This window comes from Myxococcus guangdongensis (assembly GCF_024198255.1).
Taxonomy (GTDB): Bacteria; Myxococcota; Myxococcia; order Myxococcales; family Myxococcaceae; genus Myxococcus; species Myxococcus guangdongensis.
This window is the reverse complement of the sequence record NZ_JAJVKW010000001.1, coordinates 273,597-296,414: the sequence shown is the minus strand read 5'-3', so window position 1 is coordinate 296,414 and position 22,818 is coordinate 273,597. Positions and strand designations below refer to the sequence as shown.

Here is a 22,818-nt window from a genome sequence, read left to right as displayed (position 1 = left end):
ACCCATGGGTGGGTATTCGAGCCGAGTCTCCGAGCTGCAGGACCAGATGACCCGTGCCGCCGAGGGGGCCCCGGACACGGTGAAGCGCGCCTTGGAGGAAGGCATCAAGCGGGCGGGGCGCGCGGCGGAGGACGCCCTGTCGTCCCTGTTGGATGTCAGCGAGCGCGCCAGCGCCAGCAACCTGGGCACCCAGCGCAAGTGGCAGGACCGCTGCGCCACGGCCCGGGCGGACATCAGCCGCGCCTTCGGTGACGCGGCCAAGGACCACCTGCTCACGCCCGCCCTCCAGCTGTTCTGGTACCAGGCGCTCGAGCACGAGATGGCCTTCTTCGACGCGCTCTCCAAGGTCCAGACGCCGCAGCGGCACGACGAGCTGCTCGTGCATCAGGACGTGCTCAACAAGCTGCTCGGGGAGCTGTGGGACAAGTGGACCTTCCTCCTGTCCAAGGACGTGAGCTTCGAGAACGACCAGCGGCAGGTGGTGCAGCAGGTCGCGCAGATGGCGCAGAAGATCGTCGACGACCTGGCCCCCGGCGCCGTCAAGCGCCTCTCCGAGGGCATCGCGCGCGCCACGTCGAAGTCGCTCGACAAGGCCCGCCAGCTCGATGACAAGCACCTGGGCGGCAAGGGCATCGACCTGGCCAAGCTCGTCACCTCGCTGTTCGATATCGACATCCCCGACGGCATCGACCGCGACCTGCTCGACGCGGTGCAGGGCGGCTCGGATGTCTATCAAACGCAGAAGGGCCACTACCGCTCGCTGGTGGCGACCTACCAGAGCCTGGTGCAGGCGGAGAAGGGCAGCGTCCTGCTGCTCTTCAACTCGACGCGGGCGGAGGTGCTCACCTACTACGACAAGAACGACCTGGGAAAAGCGCGCGTCCTGCTCGACCAGGCCAAGGGGTACCTCTCCGACTGGGCCTCCCGCGTGGCCACCTCCGCGCAGCGCAACGAGGCCTCGGGCTTCCGGGACAAGGTCTCCGCGGCGCTCGACACCGACTGGAAGCTCACCGAGGAGCTCGACGGCAAGTTCCGCGACAAGTTCAAGGGCATCTTCATCCAGTCGCTGGGCAGCGAGACCATCGAGCAGCTCGCGGAGTCGTATCTCTTCAGCAAGCACCTGGAGGAGGTCACCCGCAGGGGCGCGGCCAGCACGCTCAAGGCGCTGCCCGGGCGTCTGCAGAGCGAGGCGGACAGGGCCGTCGAGCAGGGGCTGCGGCCACTGGACGACCTGGTCGGCCGTGTCCCGGAGCAGGTGCGCGAGCTGGCGCGGATGGAGAACCAGGGGTTCAAGGAGCACGTGCGCGCGCGGCTCAAGGACCGCATCCAGACGCTGCTGCCCCTCATCACCGAGCTCGCCGAGTTCCTGGAGCCGAGCAACCTCTCCCGGGACTTCAGCCGCGACGAGCTGACGCGCACCCTTTGCTGAAGAAGACGAACCGGGAGGCCTCGTCAGAAGCCTCCCGGTCCGGTGTGTCACTCATGACGGTGGCAGCGCGGGTGCGCCGCTACCAATCATGTCGACTCAGAGCGCCGCGCAGGTGGAGGGCACCTGGAAGCCGTTGGTCGGCGTGGTGCTGGCCGAGCCACCGGAGACCGCGTTGCTGCCCAGACCGAAGGCGGCGAACGCCGTCCACAGGCGGCACACGTCCTCGCCGTTGTGCAGGGTGGTGGCGGCGCTGATGATGCCGTCGCGCACCTGGGTGAACGTCGGGCTGCAGGGCGTGCGCTTCAGGCCCTCGGTGAAGTACAGCATCATGCGCTGGTTACCCGCGTTGCCCTGGGCGTTGTACAGGTTCGCGTCGAAGCCCCACTGGTTGACGAGCGCCCAGTAGGCCTCCCACATGCCCTGGGTGAACACGGAGCCCACGCCGTGCGGCACGGCCATGCCGTTGATGCTCGCGTACGTCCACGTGTTGCGCGTGGAGTCGAGCGTGTACGGCTGGGTGCGGATGCCGTTGCCGTTGGTCGCCTGGTTCAGCGCGTACGTGCCCACGCCGCGAATCTTGTTCGCCGTGTCACCCGTGCGCGCCGTGTAGAAGAGCGAGAGGAAGTCGCTGATGCCCTCGCCCGGCTGCTGGCGGTTGGAGAGGCAGGACACGTTGCTCGGACCGCCGACGAGGCGGTTGGAGATGCCGTGGCCGTACTCGTGCACGATGATGCCGCTGTCGAGGTCGCCGTCCTTGTCCGGGTTGGGCGCCGTCCAGATGTACATCTGCATGCGCGGGCGGCTGCCGTCCGCGGGCGTGGAGAAGTTGGCGTTGTTGGTGCCGCTGCCGTCCTGCGCCTCGGCCTGGACGTAGTCGTTGCCCGCGCCGCCGCGGCCGTAGTTGTTCTGCTGGAAGTTACCGGCCACCTCGTTGAAGCCGTACTGGTACTGCACGTCGTGGATGATGTTGTTCCAGTAGAACAGGTTGGTGACGGCCGCCGGGATGTACGTGGAGGGCGCGCCGGAGAGGTTGATGGGGAAGACGCAGTTGATGGCCGCGCCGCAGTCCGGCTGGCCGGTGGTGGGCGGCGCGTTGTTGGCGTCGCGGTCCTCGTAGGCGTGGACGTTGTTGCCGCGGGGGATGGTGTACTCGGCGCCGGCGACGCCGTTGGTGTCATGCCAGCCGTAGGGCGAGGCGAGGGCGTTGGCGGGGTTGGTCACCGTGGTGCGACCGTCCGCGGGAGGCAGCGGCGTGGCGTGGTTGGGGCTCTCCACGGGCACGGGGTAGACCTGGTAGGAGTCCGCGGCCACCCAGTCGAAGCGCGTGAGCACCTCGCCCGTGTTGGCGTCCACCGTCACGTCGTAGTCGTGCTGCGAGTCCAGCGTGAACACCTGGAAGTGCCACACCAGGCGCGCCTCGCCGCGGCGCATGGGGAGGATGGCCAGCTGCGCGGTGATGGGCTCGCGCGACAGGCCGTCCACCTCGACGCCCGTGCGGCGCTGCACGCCCGCCTCGGCCTTCAGCGCGCGGGGCTGGGCCGCCAGCTCCACGCCCAGGTGCCGGGCGAGACCCGCGACGGCCTGACCCGCGTTGATGCGCGGCTCGGTGCCGGCGAGCGCCTTCTCGATGGAGGGCAGGAAGTCGCTGTGCACGCCCAGCACGCTGCCGTCCTTGGCGACGTTGACCTGGAGCTGCGCGTTGTAGACGGGCAGGCCCTTGAAGGTCTGGCGCAGATACAGGTGCGTGGCCCCGCTGACCTCGGAATAGACGCGGTCGGTGACCTCGAAGGTCGACACGTCGGAGATGCTCAGCCCGAGCGCCTCGTGGTGCTTCTGGACGAAGTCCAGCGCGATGGCCATCGGGTCACCGCTGCTGGGGCCCGTCAGCGCGCCCACCGGGTTGACCAGCGAGCGCACCGCGCCCGTCGACTCGTCCGTCTCCACCATCAGGTCCGGCACGCTGCGGCGCAGGGACTCGACGTGGGCCTTCTGCGCCGTCGAGAAGCCGAACCGCGCCTGCGCGTTGTAGCTGGTGCGCGCGTCGAAGTGACGCTCGCCCCCATGGGCATGCTCCGGCGCCACTGCGAACGCCGTGGACCCGGAGAGGGTCGCCGTGAAGACCACCGCCTGGAACAGCCGCCTTCGGTATGCACCTACGGACATGTCGTGCTCCTGCGCTGCGGGTGAAACCGCCCCGTGCGGGGCGGCACTGGGTGTATGAGGAGACACGTATTTCGCGTTTAATGCAAATCAACTGAAATACCTGAAAAATACGCTTAAATTGTAGATGTGGTAATGGCGCCGCCACGCGTCGCACGCGGACCGTGGAGCGGGACGGGCCCGGCGGGTGGGCTTGGCGTGGGGGCGGGGAGGGGACGGCGGCGCGCGTCAGGGTGGCAACTTCCCCAGCAATTTGGCGCTGTTCAGGTGGCGCTGGAGGGGACGGAGGTATCGCCAACGTCCTTGACGCTCCCGGGGGGCTGCGGTACACCGGCCCAGTCGCTCGCGGTGGTAGCTCAGTTGGTAGAGCACGAGCTTCCCAAGCTCGGGGTCGAGGGTTCGAATCCCTTCCGCCGCTCTGAAGGCCGGTAGTCCTGGAGGAAACTCGGGACTGCCGGCCTTCTGTATTTCCGGAGGCTGCGCGACTGCGGCATGGACTTGGGCCACGTTCTCCACATGTTCGGTTTGCGGTCACTGCGCGGATGGGTACCCGTTGCTTTGGGTTGGCCATGGACCCGAGCTTCTCGGGGTCGCGGGTTCGAATCCCGTCCGTAGTGCCGGTATCTCGACGTCCTTGAAGAGACTGGGTTTGCGTGGGTGCATGCGGCGCGTCTCGCTCACGCGAGCCATGCGTGTTCCATGGCTCGCGTGCCGTGTCGTCGGGTGGTGACGATGCGCCGGAGGGCTACATCGCGATGCAGCCGTAGACCTTCTCGTAGTGGGTGGTCTGGGTGCCGGTGAGCACGCGCTCGGGTTCGCTGCACCCGCACTGGAGCTCGCCGACCTTGGTGAGCTTCGCGGGCTCCGCGTAGTAGGTGATGACGTAGTCGCGGCCCGTGATGTCACGACACGGAATGGCCTGGGCCTCCGTCTCGGATTCGACGGTGGCGTCGCCGTCGACTCCGCCACAGCCCGCCATCCATCCCATCGCCAGCAGTCCCATCATGATTCGTGCGCGCATGTGTTTCTCCGTTCGGGGTGTGGAGGGGGTTACATCGTGCAGGTGTAGCGGACGAGGCAGCCGCCCGAGTACACCGGCGTGATGGTGCCGTTTTCGCAGAAGCCAGGGCCCGGGTAGACGATCTGGGGACAGTTGGCTTTGGCGGTCACGGGCGGGACACACTCGAAGCCGATGAGGCAGGTGCCCGAGTAGATGGGGAAGAGGGAACCGCCCTCGCACGGCGGAGGCATCACGGGCGGGCAGAGGGGAGGCGGCTTGCGGTCATCCGCCATGCTCGCGACGCTCTCTTCCGAGGTCTCCGCGACAGGTGCTTCCGGACCGCAACCAACCAGCGCCAACAGGCCGCACATCGCGGCGAGACGTCCAAGGGTGTTCATCCAGGCTCTCCGTGTCAGACCCGCCAAAGCGGCGGGCGTCCGGAGCCTCTACCAGCCGGGTCTGACGTCATCAAACCCGTCAGCTCGGGCCGGCGTGGCATGGCCAATCCGGATGAAGAGATGTAGAGACAATGTAACTCGGCGGTGGTGTCAGCGATTGAGCACCACGCTGGTGGAAAGCCTTGCTGTCAGGGCATCCTGTCGATGTCGTTCATGACGCCCACAGGGGCCGGCCTGCGCACCCAGAGGAATGCTTGATTCCTCTTCGCTCGTTGCCGCTCCTGACCACCCGTCTGCTCCTGCTCGTCTCGTTCTTGCTCGCCTCGATGGAGGCGTCCGCGGAGGAGCCGCCAGGCATTCGGGGGCAGCGCCATCTCATCCACCATTCGGCCGAGGGCCGGCAGGTGGTGCCGGTGGACCTCTCCGTGACGCCCATCGATGCGTGGGCCCGAGGCCCCGATGGCGTCTTCACCTCCGACCCCGGGCGGGGAGACTCCGACGGGTCCTTCGTCGTCCCGGACATCCCCCAGGCGCCACGTATCTTCTCCGCGTGGGCGAGCAACTGCCACGCTTCTCCAGCACCGAGCGCCGGTTGGACCTGAGCGAGCACGTGCTCGGTCGGACTGACCAGCGGACGCCGGAAGTCTCCACGCCCCTCGTGTTCGACGTGGCGCCCATGCACGCATGGCTCCCGAGGGACCTGCTACAGCTCACCTCCGCCAACGCGGGGATGGTCGTCATCGACCTGCACTCCCACTTCGACGGAGGGGAGCCGACGGGCGGCGACACGCAGCTCGCGCAGTCTTCGTTCAACCTCGCCTGGTCGTCCCTGAACAAGCTGGTGGCCGCGGCCCGGGGTGACACGGCGATGGTGACCCACCTGACGACCTCCGCGACGGGGGACTCGCGCTCCCTGACGGAGGTCTTCATCCCGCCTCCCTTCACCACGCTGGAGGGGCAGCGCACCGTCCTGCAGGGCGGCTTCACGCCGGTGCCCCAGACAAAGCGGCTCTCGTATGTCTTCCACGCGGCGGACTTCCTGCCCGTTGTCACGCAGGCGCACCCGCGGCCCGAGCAGACTCCCGGGCGTCATCCGGCGCTCGTGGTGAGTGTCCTTCCGGCGGGGAAGGGGCCGGGGTTCATGTCCAGCATCCCGGACCTGCTCAACGCTGATCTGCATGAAGGCGCTCCGGCGACGCCGCTCCGTTCCTGGCGCGAGGGCCGAGCGTCAGAGACAGTCCCCGCTCAATGGGCCGATGCTCAGGGGCCCCGTGCTCCAGCCGTACTCCGCGGGCTGTGGCCCTTCGCCCGGGACGAGCTGTAGCTCGAAGAAGAAGCGATTGCCCTGGTCGAAGGCGTACTTGCCGGCCAGCAGCTTCCACGGGCGCGCCGGCTCCTTCCCCGCCTTGATTTCCACGCCGCCTCCCAAGGGACGCCACTGGCCCGCGGGCTGCTCGGTCATGTCCTGGAGGGTCTCCATGACGCGCTTGTCCGCCGCGAGGGTGATGCTCTTCGGCAGTTGTCCCGGTCGGAGGAACCACCAGTCCGACGCAGTGCTCAGCACCTTCTCCCGGATGCCCTTCTCCTCCACCAGCACCGAGATGGCCTGACGCCACTTCTTGTATTCGTCACGCGCCTTGAGTGCCTTCAGTCCCTGGGTGTCTTCATCAATCTTCGGTAGGATGGCCTTGGCGTCGTGCTCCACCGCCTTCGACAGGTCGGCCAGCGCCAGGTAGATCCAATTGCGCTCGAAGGCGCAGTAGTCGAAGTCGTCCGCGTCCTCCTTGCCTTGGTTGAGCAGGGTGGTCGTCCTGGCCCGGTTGAGTCGTGCGTAGACGTTGGAGGGGTCCTGCTTCAGCGCTTTCTCGAAGAGCGCGTGAGCCTTCTTGTAGTCCCCCTTTCCATAGGCCGCGAAGCCCTGGGCATTGGCCTCGGGAGCCTTGGCGAGCGCGGGCTGGGTGAGTCCCAGACAGAGCATCAGGAGCAGCGAACCTCGGGTGGGCTTGGACAGGGACGTGGGCATCACGCCCACGGCTTCTAGCACAGTCCGTGTGGGCTGGAATGCGCCATGGTGAGACCTGTGGGCTTGGCTCTCCAGACGCCGAAGATGACCCGGCGCTGATTCACAGCCGTCGGACCGAATGCATGTTCTGGCTGGCGCAGCCAGATTCGAATGATACGTTTTGAGTGACTGGTCTTCACGGCGAGTCAATATCTCTGTCCCAACGGGGACGCGCGTCAGCGATTGGAATGTCCTGGTCGTCCCGAGGGGAATGGGTTTCCAGGAGCTTGGCTCCGAGGGCGACAATGCCCTCCTGCGCTTCGAAGCATCGGCCTCTCCTCTCAGCAGCACGGCGTGGTTGGTCTCGGCCCGTTTCAAGTACCCAGGGCGTGTCGCTCGTCCACTCGGGCCAGGCGAGCTACCTGCTGGTCTCTCGCGACGTGAGCTTCATCGGCTCCACCCTGCATGGCCAGAACTTCATGGCGCAGGGCAACACCTCCGTGAGCGACTGGTCGGTGCTCGTGATTCCCTCGAGCGTGGGCAACGAGGAGCCGGGCAGCGAGGGTGACAATGCCCTGCTGGGCTTCGACAGCGCTTTTGAGGTGGCGAACACCCACCAGTGGCGGTCGTTCGGGGCATTCAAGTACCGCTATCAGAACAGCGACGGCAGTTGGCAGGCCGGGCCGCTCGTCTACATCATCGTCCGCAACTGATTCAAAGCGAGGGGTGGTCGGGTGTGTCGCCCTTCCTGAGCACGCGGCGCGCTGCACCTGGGCGCGCCGTGGCTCGTCGCACCGGCCCGGGCGTTCCTTCGGAGAATCGCTCACCGAGCAGCTCGATGAATCGCGCCAGTGGAGCCGAGCGTTGGCGCGAGGCGCGGGTGACGGCGCTCCAGCGTCGCCGGATTCCCCGAGGCGTGAGTCGGACGGTCCGCAATCCCTGGCGTTGGGGCGGCAGCATCCACTCGGGGAGCGCCGTGACGCCGATGCCGCCGCGCACCAGCTCTATCAGCGCCTCGGTGAGGGGCACGGGGGAGACCCGCTGTGGCTCGAGTCCCGCGGGCCATAGCACCCGCGTGAAGACATCGAGCTGCTCCCGGGGCGCGGCGTAGGTGAGCAGGTGCTCGCGCACCAGGTCCTGCGCCGTGACATGCCCTCGTCGCGCGAAGGCGTGGGTTTCGGGGACCACCAGCATGAGTTCGTCCTCGAAGAGCGCTGTTCGCGCGAGCCGTGCCTGCTTCGGGACATCGGGAGTCAGGGCGAGGTCCAGCTGTCCCTCGAGCAGTGCCCCGAGCGGCTGCCGCGTGGCCTCCAGGACGATGCGCAGCTCGACGCGCGGGTGCTCCGACTGCCACTGCCCCAGGATGGGCGGCAGCCAGCCATAGGCGGTGTAGCAGCCGGTGCTGAGCCTCAAGAGGTCGTCCTGGGGATGCGCGCGGCACAGCGCCTCGGCCTGGGCCACTTCACTCAAGACCCGCCGCGCGGAGACCAGGAGCTTCTCGCCCGCGCCGGTCAGCAGCAGACGGCGTTGGCGGCGCTGGAAGAGCCGCACGCCCAGGCGCTCCTCCGCATCACGGAGCTGGTGGCTCAGGGCCGAGGACGTGAGGTGGAGCTGCCGGCTCGCGGCGGCCAGGCTTCCGGTGTCGGCGACCGCGGCGATCAACTTGAAGTGACGAAGCTCGAGCATGGCCCGGTCAGCTTCACATGAATGGGGTTCAGCATCTGGGTGAAATCGTTTCGCTGCGCTCAGCAGGCCGCGCTCCTTAACGTGGGGCACCACAGCCAGAGGAGCGGATGGATGCCGCGAACAGACAGCTTTCCGAGAGCGCAGGGCCCCTTCGTCCCCGTGGGGATCGACGACGTCGAACCCGTCATCGTGGGTCCCGGCTGCCTGCGCAGGGACCTGCCGAGCACCCCCGACGTGAGGGTCTGGGTCGTGGACATGGCCCCGGGGAGTCAGTGGCCCTTCGTGGACGTCCACGACACGGGGGAGGAGGTCTTCGTGCTGAGCGGTGAGCTCATCGAGGGAGCGCAGCGCCTGGGTCCGGGTTCGTACCTGTTCTTCCCTCCGGCGAGCTGTCATCAGCCGAGGACGGAGACAGGGGTGCGTCTCTTCGGCATCAACCCCGTGCGTGCTCCGGAGGCGCGATGAACCGGCGAGGCTTCTTGCGAGCGGCGGCCTCGCTCTCGGCGGGGGCGGTCCTGCTTCCTCCCGGCCTGGGCCGGGCGGCGAAGCCCGTGGAGCCCGAGTCGCTTCGCGCCCAGCGCCTGGCGTGGGCCGGAGTGCGGTTGCGACTGGGGAAGGACACGCTCTTCCTGGACCCGCTGATTGACTCCACCGTGTGGGGTGCGGCGCTGAAGGACCCGCTGGTCCCGATGGAGGTGGGGGCGGGCAATCGCTACGTCCTGGTGACGCATCGTCACCCCGACCACTTCGACCGCCAGGCCGTCCGGCAGGCGTTGGGGGACACGGGGACGCTGGTGTGCGGCCCGGACATGGCGGCGACGGCCGCTGCCTCGGGCTTCCGGGTGCGGCCCGCGCCGCTCCATGAGCCGGTGCTGCTCAACGAGTTCACCGCGACGGCTGTCCCCGCGGTGGATGGCTATGGCGACCCCCAGGTGTCGTGGATTGTCTCCGGGGGCGGGCGCCGCATCATCCACTGTGGGGACACGCTGTGGCATGGCTCCTGGTGGAGCATCGGCCGTCAGTTCGGCCCCTTCGATGCGGCCTTCCTGCCCATCAACGGCGCGCGCTTCGGTTGGCGCAAGCCCGTCAGTGACGTGCACGGCGTCCTGACGCCCGAGCAGGCGGTGGCCGCGGCGAAGGTGTTGGGCGCGAAGCTCCTGGTGCCCATTCACTACGGCGTCGCGCCCTCCGAGGACTACCGGGAGGTCCCCGACGCGGAAGCGCTGCTCCTCACCGCCGCCCGAGCACGAAAGGTGGACGTGGAGCTCGCGCGCCCCGGCGAGTGGCTGACCTGGCGACCCCGTGCCTGATGCGGACCTGTCTCGCGCGATATCGGGCGGAGCGAGGCGGTGATGGACGAGCGTCGTGCTGGACCCGTCTGGCTCGACGCGCGAGATTCGAGGCGTGGGTATTCATGAGGCCAGGCGGGTGGACGTCACCCGCTCAGGACCTCCAGGAAAGGCGCCCGTGACCGCAGCTCAGACACTCCGTTTCGAACGCTATCGCGAGGTCCATCGTGGGGATGCCCGCACCGTCATCGAGCGGTGCGAGCTGGTGCCGCCCCAGGGCGTCGACCCGCTGTCCTTGAAGCTCCTCTTCCTGCCGTACTTCGGCGAGACGAAGCCCGACACCACGCTGGGCGCGTTCCTGGAGGAGCAGGAGGCACATGCAGGGAGTGCCGAGCGGGCGCCGTTCCCCTCGAACCTGGAAGGCTATCTGCGCCACCCGGCCTCGGAGCGCCGCGAGTTCCGCACGCTCGTCGAGCCCCAATCCCCGTTCAGGGACCTCCTCGTCGTGAGGCGCGGTGAGGCACGGTGGTACGTCGACGAGGTCTTCTACCGTCTCGAGGGGCTGCCTGGCTGGGCCCCAGGGGCGTGCACGGACGTCGTCGAAGGTCGGTTCGAGGACTTCCTCCGCTTCTCCCCGCTGGTCCAGTTGCGTCTGCACGAAGGGCTCCCGTGGCTCGCGCATCCGGAAGCCGCGCCCGCGCGCTCCGCGGATGACCGCGTCCTCGAGTTGTCGAAGTCACCCGGTCTCCCCAACACGAGGAGCTTCTCGCTCACCGTCTTCCGGAGCGGCCGCTTCCTCCGTCGCTCCACCTTGGAAGGTGAGCAGTCCGGCGCTGATGTCCATCGGCTCACGACGCTGCTCATCGCCGCGAGCCGGATTGCGCCCATCCAAGCGTTTCCGAAGCCGCTGGGCTTCGCTCACGACGCACAGACGCTGTCCGTCTCCTTCCCCGTGGAGCGAGGGCTCGAGAGCGTCACGCTGGACGAGGATGCGCCGGCCGATGTCATGGCCTTCGCACGGCAGGTGGCCGCGGCCTACGACCTGGAGTTCTGAGCCGGTGACTCAGCGGCGCGAACGTCGGGGCCGCCGTACGGCGCGCACCTTGCCGCTCGTGCCGCCGCCGGCATAGAGCACGTCGCCGCCGTCGGACTCCAACCCGGTGATGCTCACGCCCTCGGGCATCGTGAGCCTGACGAGCACGCGCCCGTCCACCGGGTCGAGTCGCCGGAGGTCGCTCGTGCCATCCTCCAGCGTGCCGTGCCACAGCTCGTCCTGCGCCCAGGTGACACCGGTGACGAAGCGGTTGGATTCGAGCGTGCGGAGGACAGCCCCTGTCTCGGGGTCGATGCGATGGATTCTCCGGGCGTGGTACTCGCCCACCCACAGCGAGCCCTCGGCCCAGGTGAGCCCGGAGTCATCACCCTTGCCGGGCGCGGGAATCGTCTTCAGCACCTGGCCCGTCTCGGGGGCCACCTTCCGGATGACGCCCCCGGCGAGCTGGTAGAGGTGGCGCCCATCGAAGGCGGTCCCCGCGTCACAGGCCACCGCGAGCGTGCGCACGGGCTGGCCGCTCGCGGGGTCGAAGGCTTGGAGTCCTTCGTCTCCCGCGAACCAGACGCGCGCGCCGTCATACGTGACGCCATGGACGCGCGCCGCGCCGTCGAAGGGGCCGTACTCGCGGAGGACCTCCGCCGGCTGCGTCTCCTCGACTTCGCCCCGATGCTTGTCCATGGCCCGCTCCATCCCCTTCGTCCCGCTCTAGCCCGGCAGGGGCGAGGCGGGGAGTAACAATGTCGTCGTGAACCCACTGAGCGGAGGGGCCACCCAGCGCCGTGCCCGGCCTCGTCCCAACACGCGGGCCTGTCCGGTCGCTTCCAGGGTGGTGAGCGCGCGCTGCACCGTGCGCTGACTGGCTCCGAGCGCGAGTGCGAGCGCGGAGGTCGACCAGTGCTCCCCATCCGCGAGCAATGCCAGGACAGCCCCTCCCGCGCCTTCGACGGGGGGCGCCAGGACGCGGACCTCCACCGCTCGCCGAGGCTCCAGGACGAAGCCCTGGGGCGTGGCCTGGATTCCCGCCACCTCGTGCACCTGGGCGCGCAGCCGGCCCATCTCGACGCGCAACCGCGCGCGATGTGAGGCGTTCATCCTCCGCGCGCCGAACACCTGCCGGACGAGTTCCTCGCGCGAGGAGTCTTTCGGCCAGGCCTCGGCCAGCACCCGCAGCAGCGAGAACAGGATGGGGCGCGTGGACAGCGTCACGACGCGTGGGCCGGCGCGGAGCACTCGACGGCAGGCGTCGACGACCAGGTGCTCCGACTCGAGGAGGGCTTCGACCTCATCGAGCACGACGGGCTGGGCTTCACCTCGTGAGAGGACTCGCGCCGCGGGGAGGTCCAGGGCGCGGGCGGCCTGCTCCACCTCCGCGAAGAGCGCGGGAATGCGGGCGCGCCTCGCGGAGGTACGTGCCTGCTCCAGGGCTGGGCGCGCGACGCGAGGTGTTCCTCTGCGCACGGCCACCTCGAACGTCAGGAGCCACGCGAGTGTCGACGGCATCGCGGGCAGGCCCTCCCGCTCCAGCGCGGACAGGGTTCGCTCCGCCTCCTCGATGCGTCCCAGCAAGAGGGCATGTCGCGCCCGCAGGAGCCGCGTGTAGCGAGCGTTCTCGGTGTCCCCGTGGTGTGTGAAGACGAGAAGGGCTTCGTCGAGCGCGAGGTCGATGCCCTCGAGCTCCCGAGCCGCGAGCGCCACCTCCGCCCGCGCGACGCCACAGCGCGCCCGTGCGAGCGCGTCCCCGGGGCCATACGCCCGCGCGGCCCGCTTCAGCAGCGCTGCCGCCTGGGTGAGCTCACCCAGTTGCGCCATCGCGATGCCCCTCAGGGCCAACGCGGGCGCGTCCTCGCGCAGCGCCACCCGTTGGAGCGCACCCAAGGGGTCTCCTTCGCGAAGGGCTCGGGCCGCCACGCTGACGAGCGCATCCATGCGGAGCATCCTCCGGCAGTCCTTCCACGTTGGGAAGCCCGTCGTCTTTGTTACTCCCGACCCACGCGCTCGGACCGCTACGTCTGGGGACATCCAACCCGAGGAGGGGACCCATGCCCCAGAACCTGATGGAGTCGAAGAGTGAGTGGCTGGCCGCGCGCAAGGCGCTGCTGGCGAAGGAGAAGGCGCTGACCCGGATGCACGATGAATTGAGCGCCGAGCGTCGAATCCTGCCGTGGCTGCGAGTGACGGAGCCCTACACGTTCGACAGCGCCGATGGACCGAGGACGCTGTCACAGCTCTTCGAAGGGCAGAGCCAGCTCATCGTCTACCACTTCATGTTCGCTCCGGAGTGGGAGGTTGGTTGTAAGAGCTGCTCCTTCTGGGCGGACTCCTTCAACGGCGCCGTCGAGCACCTGGCTCAACGCGACGTCCGTTTCACGGCGGTCTCCCGTGCACCGTTGTCCAAGCTCCAGGCGTTCCAGCGAAGGATGGGGTGGAGCTTCCCGTGGGTGTCGTCCCAGACGAGCGGCTTCAACTTCGACTTCAACGTGTCCTTCCCTCCGGAAGCGCTGGCGAGCGGCGAAGCCGTCTACAACTACGAACCGCTGAAACACTCCGACACGGAGATGCCGGGGTTCAGCGTCTTCGCGAAGGACGCGCGCGGCGACGTGTTCCACACCTACGGCACCTACGGGCGAGGCATCGAGGTCGCCAACGCCACCTATCAGTTGCTCGACTTCGTGCCGAAGGGGCGCGACGAGGACGGGCTGTCCTTCTCGATGAGCTGGGTCCGTTTGCGGGACCAGTATGGGCGCTGACCGCGCGGCGGCCAGACGCGTGCCGGGCGTGTCGCTGGTCCTGGGGCTGCTGGCCGCGCTCCTCCCGAAGTGTCCCCTGTGCATCGCCACCTGGCTGTCATTGCTCGGCTTCACTGCGGGCGTCGCCGGCGGAATCGGGACGATGGTCCGCCCGTTGGGCACCTGCGTGGCGGTGGTCTCCCTGGGGTTCCTCCTCGCGCGGCGTCTGCGGCGGCGCAGGTAGGCGGTCCAGGGCGGAGGCATGCCGCGGACCGCCGTCTATTTCGCGGCGCGAGGCGGCCCGGGTTCTACTCCGCGCTCGTGGCCAATTCCGCCGGGGGCGCCAACCCGCCAGGGGGCTGTGAGGTGCATACCCCATATTCGTTGTCACAGTCGTTCTGCTTCGCGTCGCGAGCGCGTTCGTCCCCCTCCAGTGAGGCCAGGTAATAGCAGTAGGCGTATTGTTCCTCGCAGGTGTCCGCCAGCGCGGGAGGGGCCCACAAGGTCGATGCGGCAAGCGGGACTCCGAGGAATCGCATCCACGTGAAAGACATGTACAGCTCCTTTCCGGAGTCCCTGACTCTGTCATCTTCCAACAGACACGGCCAGCGACTGACGCAATCGCTCAAGGGGGCGCATCCGCTGCGCGGCTGGAGGCGCAGGTTGTCAAACGCCAGGAGGTCCTGTTTGAATCAGATGTGTGGAATTCGCACGTCAAGTCCTGAAGGACTCCACGCACACCTGCAACGCATGTGAGAGTGCGCCGATGTGGCCATGGTGATCCCCTGGCCCGAGATTGGGGAGCTCCCTTCGGATCCTCCCTGACGCTTTCGAGGGGGCGTCATGACGTCCCGGGTAATCGCGCGGCGGATGCCTCCGTGGGCAGAGTGTCGGGCATGAGCTCCGTCATCTTCCGCGGCCCGAGACTCTTCAAGGCGGCGATGCGTGTCTGGCCTCCCTATTGGGGCACTGGCATCGCCGTCGAGGAGGTCGACCCCCGCTGGCGCAGCGCGACGGTGCGCCTGCGCCAGCGCTTCTACAACGCCAACGCCTTCGGGTCCCACTTCGGCGGGAGCCTCTATGCGATGTGTGACCCTCACTACGCGCTGCTGCTGATTCCGCTGCTCGGACGCGGCTACGTCATCTGGGACAAGGCGGCGAGCATCGAGTTCCTCAAGCCCGCGCGGGGCACTGTCACCGCCGTGTTCGACTGGAGCGACGCGCAGCTCGAGGAGATTCGCGAGAAGACGAAGGGCGGGGAGAAGTTCGAACCTCGACGGACGCTGGAGATCCTCGACGCCGCGGGCGAGGCCGTCGCCCGCGTGCACAAGACGCTCTACGTCCGACGGCGGGAGAGCCCACGCCCCGCACCGCACACCCCGCAGCCGCTCGTTCTCTCGGGCTCTCACAAACGTGCATCAATGACAAACACATCGGTGGCCGAACGCGTTGACGGGTCGCGCGAGGATATCTAGACAATTCCTCGCCTCCTGGATGCGGTTGTCCCCTCAGGAAGGCTTGAAGGAGCTGTCATGAAGCGACATGTCGTTTGGCTGGCCATCCTCGCCGTGCTGGGTTCTGGTTTCATGGGCTGCGGCCCCGGCACGGAGGCCCCCGAAGTCCCCGCGGGTGAGACGTCGCAACCCCCTGTCTCGGATGACGTCTCGTCCGAGGACAGACCCGTCGAGGCGTTCGCGCGCAACTGCAAGACGACCTGCTCGGGCGTCACCGCGAGCGGCGGTACCTGCAACGTCGTCGGCTTCGGCTCCACCACGTTCCTGGGGGGCTGCAAGAAGGCGTGCCGGTTCGCGCGCCAGGACGCCGACGCGAAGGCGGCCAGCTACGGCTGTCAGCTCGCGCAGTGCAGCGACGCGTGTAACTAGCGCCTGAGCCGTGCACCGGGCCGGGGACCTCGGGCGTCCTGCCTTGCGTCCCCGGCCTTCCAGGGCACCGGTGTGTTTTGCCCTGCTCGCTTCGCGCGTACACTCCCGCGCGTGAGGTTCTCTCCCGACGACCTGGCGGCGCTCGCCTCCGATGAGACAGACACCGTTCGTCTTCGTCTCGCTCGGAGGCTGCTTGGACGGGGTGACCCTCGGGGCGCGTTCATCGAAGTGCAGTGCGCGCTCGCCCGCGCTGGGGCGCAGTCTCCCGCTCGGCTCCGGGAGGAAGAGGCCGCGTTGCTCGCCGAACACCAGGCGTCATGGCTCGCGGAGCTCGGGTTGCTCCCGGGGGATGCCGTGTTCTCACGGGGGTTTGTCGACCACGTCACGCTGGACGCACGCCGCGCCCGTGGCGTCTACGCACGACTCGTCCGTCACGAACCCGTTCGTGCGCTGCGCCTGCTCGTGGACTTCACGGGCTCCGAGGTGGAGCTCCCGCTGCTCCTCGAGGAGATTCGTCAGGCCGGTCTTGCTCCCTCTCTGGAGCAACTCCTCGTCGACCGGAAGAACTACTGGGACGTCATCTCCGATGATGAGCTCCAGCTACAACGGCAGGGCACGCGAGTGCTCGGGCTCTCACTGGACGTCCAGGACCTCTCCCGTCCCCACGCGGGGCTCGAGTTGTTGGACATCGCGCTCGGGGACTCCGAGGCCGCGCGGCTCGAGACGCTCGACGTCCAACTCCTCGCGCGCGGGGAGAGCTCCTTCGACGCGCTCCTCCAGACGCTGGAGCGTGCGGGCCCGCGGCCCACGTTGCGTGACTGGCGCCTGTCGTTCTCCAGTCCCAGCGGGAAGGAGAGCATTCGCTGGGTCCAGCTCGGCTCCCTCGCGCGCCTGCTGTCCCTGTACCCAGTGCTCCAGACACTCGTGCTCCCCATGGCGGAGCTCCCCACGGAGCACGTCGAGCACTCGGAGCTGCGTGAGCTGTCGCTCCATTGGCTGGGCCTCACGCCCTGTGGTCCCTCGGACCTGTCGCAATGGAAGCGCGCGCCGGTGCCCAAGGGGAGCGGGCTCCAGCTCTTGCGAGACGCCCGGCTCCCGCGACTCGAGAGACTGCACGTCGACTTCCAATACGCGTGGTACATCGCGTGGACCCCAGAAGACCTGGCGCCGCTCCTCGACGCCGACGGGCTGCCCGCCCTGCGTCAGCTCGAGCTGCACAACTGCGAGTTCGGCGATGTGCTGTGTCGCGAGCTGGTCCGCATGAAGCACGCCTCCCAGCTCGAGGTGCTCGACCTGACCGGGGCCATCCTCTCGGACGAGGGCGCGCTCGTGCTCCTCCGTCATCGCGACCGCTTCCCCCAACTGCGGCGGCTCGTCTGTGGCCCCTGGGGGCTCTCCGAAGCCTTGTGGGCCGAGCTGCGGGAACGGTATCCCATCGATTCTTGAATTCCGATGGTGCGGGAGGTGTCGGGCCGCATGACAGGGCAAGTGGCGGCGGATAGCGTCGGTGCACCAGGCATCTTCCTGGCTCGTGGTCGGAGCAAGCATGGCGACGCAGTCGAATGAGGGAACGGTGACGCAGGCGGTGGAGCGGCTGAAGTCCTTCGTGGAGACGAAGGAGGGCATGTCCGTGGAGTTCTCCGCGCCGGTGGACGCCGAGGCGGTGGCGGGGCTGGAGGCGAAGTACAAGCTGAAGCTGCCCCCCAGCTACGTGCGCTTCATCACCACGCTCGGCACCTTCAAGGTGGAGTATGGCGGGCAGGAGCTCATCGGGATGGAGGAGCCGGGGCTGCTGCGCGCCGCCGCGCCGGACCCTTCGGACGCCGTGGACGGCGACGACTCCGAGGTCGCGGACGCCATCAACCAGGCCCTGTTCTTCCAGCGTCGCGATGACGACTCGGTGGAGAACTTCTGGTGCTTCAACCCGCGCGCCCGCTCCGCGGAAGGCGAGCTGGCCGTCGTCGCGTACAGCCATGACGAGGCCTTCAGCCTCCCCGAGGGCGAGGCCGACGCGGAGGACTTCCGCGACTTCTCGACCCACATCGTCAAGGTCATCGACGACTTCATCGAGACCTACGCGGAGGCGTAGTCCTCGGCGCCAGGCGCGTGCGGGGGCTCCCCGCCGCGCCAACGGGGGAGTCCCATGAAGGTCTGCACCGCGATGCTTCGCTACCATCTGGGCCAGGTCACCCTGACCTACTTCGTCGACCACTCCGAGATGCCCGAAGACCTCGGTGAGCTCGACAGCTACATCGAGACGATGCGCTACGGTGCACAGGCCTCGGGCGACCTGCCCTGGTTGCTGCTGGGCTTGCGGCAACTCCTCCATGACCCGAGCGTCGACCTCGCGGCCTATGGTGGCGGCGTGTTCCCCCTCGGCGACGGCGACATGCGGGACATCATCATCCGGGTGCTCAACAGGCTCGACGCCCGCCGTGGGATTTCGGCGCCCGATGTCCCGGTCCAGCTCGAGAGCATGGGCGGCGAGCTCTGGCGGACGTACCGCGACAGCTGAGGGCCCTGGTCCTGATGCGCTGACTGCTCGGAGTCCCACCGCGACGGGTCCCACACCTTCGGGCGCACTTGAGGAGCCGGGCCTCAATCCCTACCTTCCGCCGCTGGCCTCGGAAGGAGCGGACATGCGTGTCAGGAATGGTGGTGCCCTGGGGTGGATGGCTTTGATGGCCATGGGCTGCGGGGGACTCGCGGTGGAGTCTCATGACGTGACGGCCCAGGCCTGCCCGCCCGGTGTGGCCTCGAGGACGCGGGTGGTCAATCCACCGGGGGCCTCCAGCTTCACTCACCTGGACGGCCTCACCGACGTCCAGGGGACGCTCTACTTCACGCTCGCCGCGCCCGGGGGTGGCTTGGTGTTGTGGCGAAGCGATGGCACCGAGGCGGGCACCGTCCAGGTGCGGGCCTTCCCCGCGGGAGTCTTCGCGGAGGGCACTCCGGCGGCGGTGGGCAACACGCTCTTCTTCCAGCTCGCCGACACGGCGACGGGAATGGTCCAGCTGTGGACCAGTGACGGGACGTCGGCGGGAACCCGCTTCGTCAAGGCCTTCACGCCGGACTTCAACGGCCCCGCGCTGCGCGCCGTGACAGGCATCCACGGCCGGCTGGTCTTCTTCCACCTGGGCGCCTCGGGAGGCCCGGCGCTGTGGAGCTCGGATGGGACGAGCGCGGGGACGGTGCTTCTCTCGAACCTCCCGGGGGTCCTGGGGCTCTCCTTCGAAAGGACCCTGCGCGTCGGCGATGCGCTGTTGTTCTTCCGCTCGCAAGGCGCGGCCACGACGCTGTGGCGCACGGACGGCACGAAGGAGGGGACCACGCCCCTCAAGCAACTGGACGCGGGCCCCGTGGGCATCGAGCAGGTGGGACACGCGGAGGGCCAGGGGCTGTTCGTTCTTCTCGACGGGGCGAACCACGAGGTGTGGAGGACGAATGGCACGGCCGCGGGCACGCTCCGACTGGACACCTTCGGCCAGCGCGTCCGCCTGGTGGGAGGGCTGGGCTCGAAGGTGTACGTGGCCCAGGCTGCGCAGCTCTACGGGCTCTCGCTGAGTGGCGGTGGAAGGACGCTCGTCGCCACACTGCCGCGCGACAACCCGGACCAGCTCCCCGAGGTGCTGCGGACCACGGCCTCCGGAGACTCGCTGTATTTCTCGGTCGGCCTCAACGGCCTGAGTCCCGTGCCCGACGACGTGCGGCTCTGGGTGACGAACGGCACGGCCGCGGGGACCCAGGAGCTCTTCCGCTCACTGCATCGCGGTGACACCTCCTCTTCACCCGTGTTCGCCACGGGCTCGGGGGCCGTCCTCTTCACCGGCTCACGGGACGGCACGGCCCCGCGGCCCTGGTTCACGCGAGGCACGCCGGCGACGACGGGACAGCTCGCGCAGGTCGACGTCCCGGCGGTGCTCGGGCTGGGGCCCGAGCCCTTCGTTCGCGCGGGCAGCCGCGTGTTCTTCCCCGCCATCGATGACACCGGCCTGGAGCAGCTCTGGTCCGTGCCGGCGTCGTTTTCGTGTCCTCCGGGCGTGGCCGAATCCCTGTAGACGCTATCGGCTCAGCGGGTCATCGGGCCGGGTTCCCCGGTCCAGCTCATCGCGGTCGAAGATGCCGTCCAGGTCCCGGTCGATGCCGATGCGCACCTCCGAGCCCTTGGGCACCACGGTGTACGTCAGCTCGTTGCCGGGCAGCGCCATCGTCTGGAGCTGCGCCGCGGTGACGGTCTCCGCCAGGCGGTCGGACTGGAACAGCCCTCCGCCCACGTAGGTGGCGCCGCGCGCGATGCCACCCTGGTTGCCCTTCGCCACCAGGCCCACCTTGCCGCTGTCGGCGAGGGCCTGGAACGAGGCCAGGGTGCTCGCCTGCGCGGGCGTGGGGCTCGCCGTGGTCAGCGTCACCTGCCGGCCCACCGCCGCGTGCGTGTCCTTGCTGTCCGGCCCGGGCGGCTCCGCCACCGTCGTCGTGGAGCCCTTGGGCAGGTCCGAGCCGGAGAAGGCCAGCATGAACGCCACCATGTCCGCGACCTCCTGGTCGCTCTGGAGCGTGAACACCGGCTCGGTGATGAAGCGCGCGATGGAGTCCACGCTGCCGTCGTGCGAGAAGCCGAAGCCCGCCAGGTTCGACGTCTGGGTGAACTCCATGCCGACCTTCTCGTAGAGGTTGCGCAGCTGCGAAATCTTCATCGTCACGTTGGTGAAGCCATCCACGGAGACGAGCCCCGTGTGACGCTCGCCGTTGGGCCCCGCGTTGACGGGCAGGAACTGGCTCCCGTTCCATCGCACGTCCGCGCCCAGGCCCGTGGGCAGGGTGTGACACGTCGAGCAGGCGAAGACGCCTGAGTCCAGCAGGCGCGGGGGCCGATAGATGCGCAGGCCGTTCACCGCGTTCCCGTTGGGCAGCGGCTGCCCCGCGGCGCCGAAGCGCCCCGTGGTGAAGTGCCCGGGCAAGGGCAGGCTCGTGGGCAGCGAGTTGTCGAGGTTCCGGAAGGGGTTGGGCGGGAAGGTGAGCGTCGCGAGGAAGTCCTCGAACTGCTGCATCTCGATGACGGTGAGCTGCGTGTCGTCCCCCTGGAGGCTGACGAAGGCGCCGTTGAACTCCTCGATGCCCGCGCGGTCTCCGCGCCAGTGCAGGGGCTCCTTGCCGATGAGGTCCTGGAGCGTCTGCGTGGTCATCGGGCCCTTCATCGCGTGCCACGGCTGGAAGTTCGACGTGAGCCCGGGGATGCCCATGCCCAGGTTCTGTCCGGTGACGGCCTTCATCTCGCCGGCGGGGTCTCCCAGGTCCCACGCGAGCCGGTCGAGCCGGCCATCGATGTGGCACGACGCGCACGACACGTGTCCGAGGCCCGAGCCCGTGTGCGTGTCATAGAGGTGCCTGCGGCCCACCTTGATGGCGCCAGGGGAGGGGTCGAAGAACGGCACCCGCGCCACCTCGGTGTTCGAGGTGGTGTCGACCAGTGAGATGCTCGCGGCGAACTTGTTGAGCACGTAGAGCCGCGTCCCGGAGAGCACCACGCCCGTGGGGCCCTCGCCCACCGTCACCTGGGTGATCCGGCCGCCCGCGTCGTCCATGACGGCGACGTTGTTGGAGCCCATGCCGGTGATGTAGACGCGGCTGCCGTCCACGTTCCAGGCGAGCCCCCGCGGGTCTCCCATCGCGAGCCGCCGCGTCGCCTGCGGCACGGTGCCCGTGGTGTACGTCAGGTGCGGATTGAGGTCGAAGCGGGAGACGACGGAGGGATTGTTCGGGTCGAACGCGGCGGCGAGCACGCGCAGGAAGCGGCCCTTGATGTTGGGCTCGAAGCGGACCTCGTTCACCGCGTCCGTGCCCACCACGACGACATGGCCGCCCGGGTGGACGGCCAACGCCATGTTCAGGTTCATCGTCCCGCTGGCGTACGTGACGGCCAGCGTGGACGCGTTGATGATGGCCACGTCGCGGTCCGGGAGGTCCCAGCCGGGGCGTCGTCCGGACGCGGAGGCGTTGCTGCCCGAGACGACGCTCGTCCAGTCCCGGCTGTTGTCGTCCATCCACTGGCCGCTGGCGTTCTTCTTCACGATGAGCGCCACGGGAGGAGGCGCGGGCGTGCCACTGCGCCTGGGCGGGTTGAAGGCGTTGCCAGCGTTGGGGGGAGGGTTGACGCCGCCGTAGGGGCCGAGCCCGCCGCTCACCACGTTGGGAGGAAATCCTCCGCCGCCCATCGCGTTGCCACCGCCGAGCACCGTGCTGCGATTGCCGGACTCGAAGAAGGCGACGTAGACGTGGGTGCCCGCCGCGTTGGTGGCGAGCGCGCGCGGCTCCTCTCCGAGCAGCGCCAGTCGCGTGGGCGTGGCGAGCGGATTGGCCGGGTCCAGCACCAGCACGCGGTTGACCTGGGAGCAGGAGATGAACGCGCGCTGAGGAGCGCCCGCGAAGATGACGTCCGCGGGTTCGTCATCCGTGGGGAGGGTGGCCCGCACGTTGAGCGTGGTGAGGTCCACGATGCTGACGCTGTCGGAGACATGGTTGACCACCCAGGCCTCGGTGTTGCTCCGGGCGCGCACGGACACGGGGTCCAGGCCCACCGGGATGGAGGCTGTGAGCACCGGCGTGCCGCCCGTCACGGAGAACACCATGAGGCGGTTGTCCGCCGTGTTCACCGCGAGCAGGCGCGTGCCGTCCGGCGTCAGCTCCAGCGGGTGGACGTGGGGATGCTCCCAGTTCACGAACGAGCCCGGTGACTGGGCCCGCGCCACGCTCGCCACCAGCACCACGCACAGCAACAACGAGAGCCGCACCTCTCGGACACAGGGCATGGAACCTCCCGCGCGACACGCTCGTTCGCGCATGGATGGAGAATTCGTTTTTAACTGCTAAAACAGGATATCCTGAGATGAATGAGTCTTTAGCACGGCCCGCTGACGCGTGTTGCGGGGCGTCGTAGGGAGCGGGTCGCGCCCATTCCCTTCCAACCGCTAGCATGGGCCTCCGCAGTGGCACGGACGTGTGATGACTCTGTCCTTGCCGCGCTGGGGGGACCTCATGAGCGAGTGGCCAGGCGTGAATCCAGAAGACCCGTTACCGGAGCGTGTCTTCGAAGTGCTTGGGAAGCGTCGATTCGGGGACCCGCTCTTGAGCGATGCCAATCGAGCGCGAGCGCTCGCGGCGATGCTTGGGCGGGCACGAGGGGCGAGTCGTCCT

The 22,818-nt window shown here is 68.5% G+C and carries 23 protein-coding genes and 1 tRNA gene; 16 read left to right on the top strand and 8 right to left on the bottom strand.

What is annotated here, in order from left to right:
- Positions 1-4: 4 nt before the first annotated feature.
- Positions 5-1,429, top strand: a complete 1,425-nt coding sequence (locus LXT21_RS01205; RefSeq protein ID WP_254036241.1) for a hypothetical protein — start codon at positions 5-7, stop codon at positions 1,427-1,429.
- A 96-nt stretch (positions 1,430-1,525) separates the two neighbouring features.
- Here LXT21_RS01205 and LXT21_RS01200 read toward each other — a convergent pair whose 3' ends face one another.
- Positions 1,526-3,592 carry a M36 family metallopeptidase gene (locus LXT21_RS01200; protein ID WP_254036240.1) on the bottom strand — a complete coding sequence of 689 codons (2,067 nt, stop codon included), beginning with the start codon at positions 3,590-3,592 and terminating at the stop codon, positions 1,526-1,528.
- A 342-nt stretch (positions 3,593-3,934) separates the two neighbouring features.
- Between LXT21_RS01200 and LXT21_RS01195 the strand changes: the two genes are divergently transcribed.
- Positions 3,935-4,007 (top strand) — tRNA-Gly (locus LXT21_RS01195).
- A gap of 327 nt (positions 4,008-4,334) precedes the next feature.
- On the opposite strand, the gene LXT21_RS01190 is transcribed toward LXT21_RS01195, so the two are convergent.
- Positions 4,335-4,610: a hypothetical protein gene (locus LXT21_RS01190; RefSeq protein WP_254036239.1), complete on the bottom strand. Its 276-nt coding sequence runs from the start codon at positions 4,608-4,610 to the stop codon at positions 4,335-4,337.
- A 29-nt stretch (positions 4,611-4,639) separates the two neighbouring features.
- Positions 4,640-4,987: a hypothetical protein gene (locus LXT21_RS01185; protein WP_254036238.1), complete on the bottom strand. Its 348-nt coding sequence runs from the start codon at positions 4,985-4,987 to the stop codon at positions 4,640-4,642.
- A 254-nt stretch (positions 4,988-5,241) separates the two neighbouring features.
- Between LXT21_RS01185 and LXT21_RS01180 the strand changes: the two genes are divergently transcribed.
- Both LXT21_RS01180 and LXT21_RS01175 read left to right on the top strand, forming a co-directional pair.
- Entirely contained in the window at positions 5,242-5,589 is a 348-nt protein-coding gene (locus tag LXT21_RS01180) for a hypothetical protein (RefSeq protein WP_254036237.1), read from the top strand.
- Entirely contained in the window at positions 5,538-6,311 is a 774-nt protein-coding gene (locus tag LXT21_RS01175) for a hypothetical protein (protein WP_254036236.1), read from the top strand. The genes LXT21_RS01180 and LXT21_RS01175 overlap by 52 nt, the downstream gene beginning before the upstream one ends.
- On the opposite strand, the gene LXT21_RS01170 is transcribed toward LXT21_RS01175, so the two are convergent.
- Positions 6,216-7,010: a tetratricopeptide repeat protein gene (locus tag LXT21_RS01170; protein WP_254036910.1), complete on the bottom strand. Its 795-nt coding sequence runs from the start codon at positions 7,008-7,010 to the stop codon at positions 6,216-6,218. The genes LXT21_RS01175 and LXT21_RS01170 overlap by 96 nt on opposite strands.
- 368 nt (positions 7,011-7,378) lie before the next feature.
- On the opposite strand from LXT21_RS01170, the gene LXT21_RS01165 reads away from it, so the two are divergent.
- Complete coding sequence (locus tag LXT21_RS01165; protein ID WP_254036235.1) at positions 7,379-7,702, top strand: hypothetical protein; 324 nt, start codon at positions 7,379-7,381, stop codon at positions 7,700-7,702.
- Between the two features lies 1 nt (position 7,703).
- Here the strand turns inward: LXT21_RS01165 and LXT21_RS01160 are convergent, their stop codons facing one another.
- Complete coding sequence (locus LXT21_RS01160; RefSeq protein ID WP_254036234.1) at positions 7,704-8,675, bottom strand: LysR substrate-binding domain-containing protein; 972 nt, start codon at positions 8,673-8,675, stop codon at positions 7,704-7,706.
- A gap of 111 nt (positions 8,676-8,786) precedes the next feature.
- On the opposite strand from LXT21_RS01160, the gene LXT21_RS01155 reads away from it, so the two are divergent.
- The 3 genes from LXT21_RS01155 (at position 8,787) to LXT21_RS01145 (ending at position 11,018) form a co-directional block, all read left to right on the top strand.
- On the top strand, positions 8,787-9,140 hold the full coding sequence (locus LXT21_RS01155; RefSeq protein ID WP_254036233.1) for a cupin domain-containing protein: 354 nt from the start codon (positions 8,787-8,789) through the stop codon (positions 9,138-9,140).
- Positions 9,137-9,985, top strand: coding sequence for an MBL fold metallo-hydrolase (locus LXT21_RS01150; protein WP_254036232.1), 849 nt, complete (start codon positions 9,137-9,139; stop codon positions 9,983-9,985). Before LXT21_RS01155 ends, LXT21_RS01150 begins: the two co-directional genes overlap by 4 nt.
- Positions 9,986-10,142: 157 nt before the next feature.
- Positions 10,143-11,018 carry a hypothetical protein gene (locus LXT21_RS01145; RefSeq protein WP_254036231.1) on the top strand — a complete coding sequence of 292 codons (876 nt, stop codon included), beginning with the start codon at positions 10,143-10,145 and terminating at the stop codon, positions 11,016-11,018.
- A gap of 9 nt (positions 11,019-11,027) precedes the next feature.
- On the opposite strand, the gene LXT21_RS01140 is transcribed toward LXT21_RS01145, so the two are convergent.
- On the bottom strand, positions 11,028-11,696 hold the full coding sequence (locus LXT21_RS01140) for a Vgb family protein (RefSeq protein ID WP_254036230.1): 669 nt from the start codon (positions 11,694-11,696) through the stop codon (positions 11,028-11,030).
- A 27-nt stretch (positions 11,697-11,723) separates the two neighbouring features.
- On the bottom strand, positions 11,724-12,944 hold the full coding sequence (locus LXT21_RS01135; RefSeq protein WP_254036229.1) for a helix-turn-helix domain-containing protein: 1,221 nt from the start codon (positions 12,942-12,944) through the stop codon (positions 11,724-11,726).
- Positions 12,945-13,057: 113 nt separating this feature from the next.
- Here LXT21_RS01135 and LXT21_RS01130 point away from each other — a divergent pair, with 113 nt between their 5' ends.
- The 8 genes from LXT21_RS01130 to LXT21_RS01095 all read left to right on the top strand — a co-directional run bounded on the left by LXT21_RS01130 (position 13,058) and on the right by LXT21_RS01095 (position 19,685).
- Positions 13,058-13,765 carry a DUF899 domain-containing protein gene (locus tag LXT21_RS01130; protein ID WP_254036228.1) on the top strand — a complete coding sequence of 236 codons (708 nt, stop codon included), beginning with the start codon at positions 13,058-13,060 and terminating at the stop codon, positions 13,763-13,765.
- Complete coding sequence (locus LXT21_RS01125; RefSeq protein WP_254036227.1) at positions 13,755-13,988, top strand: hypothetical protein; 234 nt, start codon at positions 13,755-13,757, stop codon at positions 13,986-13,988. The genes LXT21_RS01130 and LXT21_RS01125 overlap by 11 nt, the downstream gene beginning before the upstream one ends.
- Positions 13,989-14,640: 652 nt before the next feature.
- Entirely contained in the window at positions 14,641-15,219 is a 579-nt protein-coding gene (locus LXT21_RS01120; protein ID WP_254036226.1) for a DUF4442 domain-containing protein, read from the top strand.
- A 57-nt stretch (positions 15,220-15,276) separates the two neighbouring features.
- Entirely contained in the window at positions 15,277-15,627 is a 351-nt protein-coding gene (locus tag LXT21_RS01115; protein ID WP_254036225.1) for a hypothetical protein, read from the top strand.
- Positions 15,628-15,921: 294 nt separating this feature from the next.
- The gene (locus LXT21_RS01110) at positions 15,922-17,073 is read left to right on the top strand and encodes a hypothetical protein (RefSeq protein WP_254036224.1); all 1,152 of its coding nucleotides are present in this window, start codon (positions 15,922-15,924) and stop codon (positions 17,071-17,073) included.
- Between the two features lie 100 nt (positions 17,074-17,173).
- Entirely contained in the window at positions 17,174-17,716 is a 543-nt protein-coding gene (locus tag LXT21_RS01105; RefSeq protein WP_254036223.1) for an SMI1/KNR4 family protein, read from the top strand.
- A 54-nt stretch (positions 17,717-17,770) separates the two neighbouring features.
- Positions 17,771-18,142 (top strand): hypothetical protein, encoded by a 372-nt coding sequence (locus LXT21_RS01100; protein WP_254036222.1) that lies wholly within the window; start codon positions 17,771-17,773, stop codon positions 18,140-18,142.
- Positions 18,143-18,266: 124 nt separating this feature from the next.
- Positions 18,267-19,685 carry a hypothetical protein gene (locus LXT21_RS01095; protein ID WP_254036221.1) on the top strand — a complete coding sequence of 473 codons (1,419 nt, stop codon included), beginning with the start codon at positions 18,267-18,269 and terminating at the stop codon, positions 19,683-19,685.
- Between the two features lie 3 nt (positions 19,686-19,688).
- Here LXT21_RS01095 and LXT21_RS01090 read toward each other — a convergent pair whose 3' ends face one another.
- Positions 19,689-22,433, bottom strand: coding sequence for a YncE family protein (locus LXT21_RS01090; protein WP_254036220.1), 2,745 nt, complete (start codon positions 22,431-22,433; stop codon positions 19,689-19,691).
- Between the last annotated feature and the right edge of the window lie 385 nt (positions 22,434-22,818).